The sequence below is a fragment of the Chamaesiphon sp. OTE_75_metabat_556 genome (assembly GCF_031378165.1).
Taxonomy (GTDB): domain Bacteria; phylum Cyanobacteriota; class Cyanobacteriia; order Cyanobacteriales; family Chamaesiphonaceae; genus Chamaesiphon.
Genome location: NZ_JANNDR010000354.1, coordinates 1 through 6,144 on the forward strand (window position 1 = coordinate 1; position 6,144 = coordinate 6,144).

The following is a 6,144-nucleotide window of genomic DNA, read 5'->3' on the forward strand; positions in this document are numbered from 1 at the left end:
CTGGCTCCCAGACTCGCTCTCGTCGAACCGACTTTTCACAGATCGATAAAACAGGCGATATTCAAAAAGTCCAACCTGCTATAACCGTTATGGCTAGACGGTTAGATCCAAAGCGATCGAAAATGGATAAAGTCGAGCTTACGAGTCTGTTCTTAACGCAACTCTCAATAAACCATTGTGTGTCACCACATTCATCCACAGAAAAGGAGAAATTAATGATAATGACTAATTGTCTCAGAGAAATTTCTAAAAATAGCGATCGGTCGAAGCCACCTTTATTTTGCGTCCCGGGTATTTTCGGTAGTCCCAATTATTTTACACAATTATCTCGTCAAATTGGTTTAGGGCAGCCTTTTTACAGTTGGCAACAAGCGAGTTCGTGGGGCAGTAGTTTTCCTGTCTATCGGATAGAAACTCTTGCCAGTCAATACATCGCCAGCTTGAAAAAAATTCAACCGCACCCTCCTTACTATTTAGCTGGTCACAGTTTTGGAGGATTGATCGCCTTTGAAATGGCGCGACAGTTATGGGTAAGTAATGAAAAAGTTGCTTTGGTTGCTGTTTTTGATACAGCTGCTCCAATTTCCTCTCAAAAAGCCAAGCTAGCCAATTTTGTCCATTCTGCTAACGATCTAGATTATCTTAAACTCATTAAAGAAATGTTTGAAGGTGCTTTTGGACAAATAGTACAAATACTATCTCAGAAAGATTCTGAACTTGCATTGACTTTTGAAAATCTTTTTATACAATTGAAAGATCTTTTCCCACTGTTACATCCTGGGGAAGTTATTCCGCCAGAACAAATATTTTCGGTGTTCAAAAATAATTGGCAGGCAATGCTTGATTATAATCCTTTAAAGATTCCTCAAATTCCTCTATCGCTATACCGTGCTGCAGATAAAACTTCCGGAAAACTGAACCGCACTATATTTTCAGATCGAGTAATTAATAGCCCTACTTATGGCTGGAATGAATTAGCAGATAACATCAACGTTTATCAGACTCCAGGTAATCACTCTACCATGCTAACTAGTCCTCACGTTCAGGTTTTAGCTACTTTGTTACAATCTCAATTAAATTGATTACCCTGTTAATCATCAAGTAAATGAGCGCGATTATTTTTGGGTGCGGCTTGAAAGGTCGTTTAACTTGGGGAGCCTACTCTCCTCAAGGATTCACACCCTCTACCCTCGCGTAAAACAAACTACCTTACGATCGACAAGGCTTGAGAGCTATGAGACCGATCCTATCAGCGTTATAGCGACAAGTCGCCCCGATCTGCCACCGCCCTGTCGGGGCGACTTGTCAATCGGCTTGCTGCCCTGGAAAACCATCTACCGGGAAGACAGCCAAATTTCAAATTTAAGCTTTAGTAGGTTTGGAATAGAGATCGCTCGGATTAAGCGATCGAAAAACTGCTGCTCAGATGCATATTTTTGCTGGTAAATTGTCTCGCGATCCCATCTTGTTGGCGGAGCCTCCGCTCGGCGGAATCGATCTATGCGTACAATAACTAAACCATCCCTATTTCCATCTTTCCCCATTGACTAAATCCATCATGGTAGTGGGTACCACCTCCCACGCCGGAAAATCATTAATTACTGCCGCCATCTGTCGCCTGCTCGTCCGCCAAGGCTGGCAAGTCACCCCCTTCAAAGGTCAGAACATGGCTCTGAATGCCTACATTACCGCCGATGGGAAGGAAATGGGGCACGCGCAAGCAGTTCAGGCGTGGGCGGCGAAAATCGAGCCGCGAGTGGAGATGAATCCGATCTTGCTCAAGCCCCAAGGCGATATGACATCCCAGGTGATTTTGATGGGTACGGCAGTGGGGAGAGTCCAGGCGGCAGATTATTATCGGGATTATTTCGATCGCGGCTGGGCGGCGATAACTAGTTGTCTGGATAAATTAGCCACCGAATTCGACTATATTGTCTGCGAAGGTGCGGGGAGTCCAGCGGAAATCAATCTCAAACATCGCGATCTAACTAATATGCGAGTGGCGAGTTATTTGCAGGCCAATACGGTGCTGGTTGCTGATATCGATCGGGGTGGGGTGTTCGCCCATATTGTCGGTACGTTAGAGTTATTAGAACCGGAAGAACGTGCGTTAATTAAAGGCTTTATTATTAATAAATTTCGCGGTCAGCGATCGCTCTTAGAGTCGGGGATTACTTGGCTAGAAGAACGGACGGGAATTCCAGTGATCGGTGTAATCCCGATGTTAGACCAGGTATTTCCATCCGAAGATTCGTTAGATTTATTAGAGCGGCGATCGCGTAAGCCGAATGCCGATTTGACGATTGGGGTGGTAAGATTCCCGCGAATTTCTAATTTTACTGACTTCGATCCGATCGATGCCGAACCGACGGTCAATCTCAAATACATTACGACTAAAGATGAAGTAAATAGCTGCGATGCAATCATTTTACCTGGCTCCAAAACGACGATCTCCGATCTCAATTGGCTCCAACAATCTGGTATTGCCACAATGCTCCCAAACTATCTGGCTAATGGTGGGACGGTAATGGGAATTTGCGGTGGATTTCAAATGATTGGCACCACTCTATCAGATCCCGACGGGATCGAAGGTATTCCTGGCGAATATGCTGGCTTAGATCTGTTCCCACTCCAAACCACGATTACCGATACTAAAGTTACTCGTCAACGTACTACTACCACTAATTATCCTCATGAGGGCATGTCGATCTCGGGATACGAAATTCATCAGGGTACGACTCAATGGCATCCACAACGGCTGAATGGTAGCAATTACCAGCACTTATTCGCTGATGAAACGTTGGGAATTGTCGAGCGCCAACTTCAGCTCTGGGGCACGTATTTACATGGTATTTTTGATAATGGGCACTGGCGGCGAGAATGGTTGAATCAGATTCGATCGCGTCGCAATTTAGCACCCATTACCACTGCTGTACCTGACTATGCCAGTCAACGGGAAGAGATTTTCGATAAATTGGCAGATTCGATCTCTGAGTATCTAGATTTAGCTAAATTACAGTAGACATTGAGATCGAGTAATTGGGTGTTGACCGACATTGCCCTACTCTCTAATTGCAGATGTTTCCGATCTTAGATTTCTTTTAACTATTCACTATTCACTTTCCACTTTCCACTTTCCACTTCTCACATGACCGAACCAGAAGTAACTATTTGTCCCGGCTATCTCTTGCCGACAGCAGCCACCGAACTATATATTCAATTACGCGATCGAATCGAGTGGGACGAACGGATTAGCGCGCGCAAGACGGCATGTTTTGGGCTACCTTACAATTATTCTGGTTTGACCTATGAAATCCAACCGATGCACCCGCTGCTTCAGCCGCTATGTGTGCAGCTAGCGCAAACTTTGGGATTTGAACCGAATAGTTGTCTGATCAACTTTTATCAAGATGGTCGTGACAAAATGGGTTTTCACTCCGATGAAATCGACAATCTCGAAGACGGTACCCAGATTATTATTATCTCGCTCGGTACCGAGCGGAAGCTATCATTTCGATCGAAAGCTGATTATTCACAACGATTGCAATATCTCCTCCTCCACGGCTCGTTGCTGTATATGAGTCAAAAAACGCAAGAATTTTGGAGTCATGCGATCAAAAGAGCGAATGTTACTGAAGGTCGAATTAGTCTGACCTTTCGCCGGATCGATCCACAATCTGTGATGTGAAAATCGCACATCAGCTCCCTAGCTTAGGAGAGGGCAAAGTGCCGCCTGGAATATTGCAGCTCTTTCACTCGGCAACTCAGCGAGCTTGTATCCACCTAAATGACTCAAAATAACTTGGCGAATGCTCATAGCACATCTCAACCAACGGGCGAAGAAAATGGGCTTCAATCTAGTCCCTGAGCTAGTTATAATTTGATTTTCTTAGAAGAAGAGTTGTAGACATCAGTTTGGACTTGTCAAAATTTGTGTAGGTTCTATCAAGCGGTATTATAGAGAGAGGATTGAGGTATTTATTCTCTGCAATGACCATATTTTGCCCTAACGGACACGACAACCCTGACACTAACCGTTTTTGTCAAACCTGCGGCAGTCAGATTGTCACCCCTGTCAACAAAGCCATGACTGAAGGGGTACTACTTGGCGATCGCTATCAAATCGTCAAAGAAATCGGCCAGGGTGGGTTTGGGCGGACATATTTATGTGAAGATATCAATCGATTTAGAGAACCCTGCGTTCTCAAAGAATTTGCACCACAAGTCCAGGGCACAGCCTTACTGACCAAAGCGCAGCAATTATTCGAGCGCGAAGCTGGAGTCATGTACCAGCTCCAACATCCCCAAATCCCGATGTTTCGGGAAATGTTTCGCGTCAATCGGGGTGGTGTCGGCCAGCTATTTTTGGTACAGGATTACGTCGCTGGCGATAACTATCAACAACTACTCCGGCATAAACTCAAGCAGGGTCAAGCCTTCACTGAAATCGAAATGGTCGAATTTTTGACCCAGATTTTACCGGTGCTCAGTTATATCCATTCCCTGGGCGTGATTCATCGCGATATTTCTCCAGATAATTTGATTAGACGGGAGCGCGATGGGCTACCAGTGCTGATTGATTTTGGTGGTGTCAAACAAATTGCTGTAGATGCGGCTACCCAATATATGTCGGGCGGTGGGGGCTATCATGTCTCGACCAAATTGGGGAAAATCGGCTATGCCCCCAATGAGCAAATGCAGCGCGGGGTCGTGTTTCATCACAGCGATCTGTATGCCCTGGGTGCGACTACGTTGGTGTTGTTGACAGGGAAAGAACCCTTAGACCTGATCGATCCCCAAAATTTTGTCTGGAACTGGCGCGAACACATCAGCCTGCGTTCCAACTTGGGGAGTATTCTCGATCGAATGCTGCAGCTCCGTCCGAAAGATCGCTTTCAATCCGCCCAGGATGTCCTCTTAGCTTTGACAGCTAGGAATTTGAATCATGTACCTAATTCATCGCCATTGCCGCCGACACGCCATTCTGCACCGACTCAGGCTCCACTAGCCGCTGCCAATCGCCAAGATCCCACCGTCGTGGCCAATCCCCATCTGCCACAGTCATTACCACCGACGCTAGCAACTGCCAAAACATCCTCATAGAAGCAGACAATGGGGGAAACTTGGCTCGCGATCGCGGCGAAAGTAGGCGCGGTGGGGTTAGGCTGGATCGTAGCGATGCTGCTGTCCAAACGTGCCGAACCAGTCCGCTCCTCAATTGACGCAACTGCAGTAGCAGCTTCGCCCACTGTTAGTAGTAACGCCAGATCGATCGTCACGACCCGCACCGCAGACCAACCAGTACCGACAATTGGCTCCGAGAGCGAACTAACGCTGCCAACCGCCTTGGTCAGTACGGGTGTCAATCCGCAAGCTTATGGTGCTGCCGTTAACCAAGTTTTTATCACTCAAAATCCCCAAGTTCAAGTAGTCGATACTCAAGATCGCCAAGTACGATCGCAAGTAGACACCATTGCCACTAAACTCAGAGATCGATTAACCAGTCAACTCAGTCATGAAGCCATCCAAAACATCGGCCAGTATCATGCTAGCGATCGGGCGGAGTGGAAATCGAAAGTCAATAGTCTCCATCTGAGCGAACGTACCTTAATCGATCTCACCGATGCTAAATATCGATCGATTACTGACTACTCTGCCCAAAAATTGAGGCTAGGAAAAGAGCAATTTTTAGAGACACCCTTAGGTCAAATTTATCTAGCCGCAATGCTCGATCGCGTCCGCGCGATTCAATCCCAGCAAGCACTTATTGAAATCGTATTTCCAATTGGCCAGATGAGTGGCACTGTCAGCGGTACGCTCCAACCGGGCGAAGGCAAAGCTTACACGGCCAGTTTGGTTGGCGGTCAAAATATTGCTGTCAATATTCAGGCAGATACACCGATTAACCTAGCGATTTATCCACCAACATCCAATCTACCAGCGATCTTAACTACTACCCCAACTCAGAATTGGTCTGGTAAAACCAGTGTCAATGGCTATCATGAATTTGTCTTAGTCTCTCAGAGCGATCGCGCAATTCCCTACCAACTAAAACTCTCAGCTTCCGATCTCAAACCCACTAATTTTCCGCAGCCCAAAACCGATCGACAACCGCTGTGGTAGGGGATAGTGAATAGTGAATAG

Annotated in this window: 5 protein-coding genes; all 5 read left to right on the forward strand. The window is 46.3% G+C overall.

The window, feature by feature from the left end:
- Positions 1–1,082, forward strand: a 1,082-nt coding sequence (locus RMO27_RS14345; RefSeq protein ID WP_309733650.1) for a thioesterase domain-containing protein, incomplete at its 5' end; no start/stop codon positions are given.
- A 476-nt stretch (positions 1,083–1,558) separates the two neighbouring features.
- Complete coding sequence (gene cobQ / locus RMO27_RS14350; RefSeq protein ID WP_309733657.1) at positions 1,559–3,022, forward strand: cobyric acid synthase CobQ; 1,464 nt, start codon at positions 1,559–1,561, stop codon at positions 3,020–3,022.
- Positions 3,023–3,148: 126 nt separating this feature from the next.
- On the forward strand, positions 3,149–3,688 hold the full coding sequence (locus tag RMO27_RS14355) for an alpha-ketoglutarate-dependent dioxygenase AlkB (protein ID WP_309733652.1): 540 nt from the start codon (positions 3,149–3,151) through the stop codon (positions 3,686–3,688).
- Between the two features lie 302 nt (positions 3,689–3,990).
- A complete protein-coding gene (locus RMO27_RS14360) occupies positions 3,991–5,103 on the forward strand; it encodes a serine/threonine-protein kinase (protein WP_309733653.1) in 1,113 nt (370 codons plus the stop codon).
- A 9-nt stretch (positions 5,104–5,112) separates the two neighbouring features.
- Positions 5,113–6,123, forward strand: coding sequence for a hypothetical protein (locus tag RMO27_RS14365; protein ID WP_309733655.1), 1,011 nt, complete (start codon positions 5,113–5,115; stop codon positions 6,121–6,123).
- Positions 6,124–6,144: the final 21 nt, after the last annotated feature.